Annotated in this window: 2 protein-coding genes; one reads left to right on the forward strand and one right to left on the reverse strand. The window is 55.9% G+C overall.

Going from position 1 to position 1,038, the window contains the following annotated elements:
- Window positions 1–86: 86 nt before the first annotated feature.
- Entirely contained in the window at window positions 87–731 is a 645-nt protein-coding gene (locus DW49_RS0123195) for a TetR/AcrR family transcriptional regulator (protein ID WP_005621544.1), read from the forward strand.
- A gap of 10 nt (window positions 732–741) precedes the next feature.
- Here the strand turns inward: DW49_RS0123195 and DW49_RS1000000130900 are convergent, their stop codons facing one another.
- Window positions 742–981 carry a hypothetical protein gene (locus tag DW49_RS1000000130900; protein WP_229687628.1) on the reverse strand — a complete coding sequence of 80 codons (240 nt, stop codon included), beginning with the start codon at window positions 979–981 and terminating at the stop codon, window positions 742–744.
- Window positions 982–1,038 lie beyond the last annotated feature (57 nt).

A 1,038-nucleotide genomic window follows, 5' to 3' on the forward strand; every position in this document is an offset into this window, starting at 1 on the left:
CCAGCGTGGGAATGCCTTGGCGACGACAGAGATTCATCCAGTCAGAATCCCTTACAATACCGCCAGCCCAACCACGAGCCACGCCCATGACACGCGCCGCCACGCCCCGCAAACCTCAAGCACGCAGCCAGGCCAGGATCGATTCGATTCTCGACGCCGCCCGTACGCTGCTTGCCGAGCAAGGGGTGGCCAGCCTGTCGATCTACAGCGTTGCCGAGCGGGCTGGTATTCCGCCGTCGTCGGTCTACCACTTCTTCGCCAGCGTTCCGGCGCTGCTCGAAGCACTGACCGCCGACATCCACGCCGCCTTCCGCGCATCGCTGCAGGCGCCCATCGATCACGATCAGCTCACCACCTGGCGCGACCTGTCACGCATTGTCGAACTGCGCATGCTCGCCATCTACAACGCCGACGCCGCCGCCCGCCAGTTGATCCTCGCCCAGCACGGCCTGACCGAAATCAACCAGGCCGACCGCCAGCACGACATTGAACTGGGGCACTTGATGCTTGAGGTCTTTGATCGCCACTTCCAGCTGCCTGCGCTGCCGGATGACGTGGACGTCTTTGCGCTGGCGATGGAACTGGGGGATCGGGTGTATGCGCGGTCGGTGCAGTTGCATGACGAGATTACACCGCGCATGGCTGAGGAAGGCATGCGGGTGTTTGATGCTTATTTGGGGTTGTATTTGCCGGTGTTTTTGGGGAAGAGACTGGTCATAGCCAAAGCGTGATCTATCGTACTTATGTAGCTGACCCCGAAGTAGGTGGATCAGGGTTTCGTATGAAATGGGGATGCTTGATATAAAAAGCTTTGCTGTAATCTTTTAACTCACGCTTCTCGCGCTTTAAAACGTCTTTGAAGAACTTAAAATCAACATCAGAACCGCGGTAATATTCTTTCATATTTTTAGCATCCGCCACCCTGTTCTGACGAATTGTTAAGGAGGGTCTGAAGTAAGCATCGATTTTTGATGCCTTCATGGCCTGAGGTTAAAAAACCTCGCCCGATCAGATAATCAGACGTTTTGCACTGTGAAC

Source organism: Pseudomonas avellanae BPIC 631 (assembly GCF_000444135.1).
GTDB classification, from domain to species: domain Bacteria; phylum Pseudomonadota; class Gammaproteobacteria; order Pseudomonadales; family Pseudomonadaceae; genus Aquipseudomonas; species Aquipseudomonas avellanae.